1 protein-coding gene is annotated in these 537 nt (G+C 64.6%); it reads left to right on the top strand.

Annotated features, from left to right (window positions below; all coding sequences use genetic code 11):
* Positions 1-537, top strand: a 537-nt coding sequence (locus NKI59_RS35045) for a transposase (protein ID WP_352709088.1), incomplete at both ends; no start/stop codon positions are given.

A 537-nucleotide genomic window follows, 5' to 3' on the forward strand; every position in this document is an offset into this window, starting at 1 on the left:
CACCACGACCCTGCGCAAGCATGTCGCGGATCTGGAGGCCAGCACGACGGCGCGCTTCGAAGCGTCGGCCAAGACAGGCAAGGTCCGCAGGTTCAAGGAGTTCTTTGACGGCGCCGCCAGCTGGAGCCGCGTCGAGCGCATCATCGCCCGCGTCGAGGTCAGTGCCCAAGGTACTGACACCCGCTTCATCGTCACCAATCTGGCCGGTGGCAAGGCCAAGGCGCTCTACGCGGACCTTTACTGCCGGCGCGGCGCGGCCGAGAACCACATCAAGTCGTGGAAGACGCATCTTGCCGCCGACCGCACATCCTGCACCAGAGCGACGGCCAACCAGTTCCGGCTATTCCTGCATGCCGGTGCTTACTGGTTGATGTGGGGCTTGCGGGCCGCGATGCCGAGGCGCTCGAGCTTTGCCGTCGCCCAATTCGACACGCTGCGATTGCGCCTCATCAAAATCGCTGCGCGGGTGGTCGAGATGAAATCGCAAATCCGCCTGCACCTGCCGACATCGTGCCCCGACCAGCGCATCCTGCGCAT

The organism is Mesorhizobium sp. M0598 (assembly GCF_040320865.1).
In the GTDB taxonomy this organism is placed as follows: Bacteria; Pseudomonadota; Alphaproteobacteria; order Rhizobiales; family Rhizobiaceae; genus Mesorhizobium.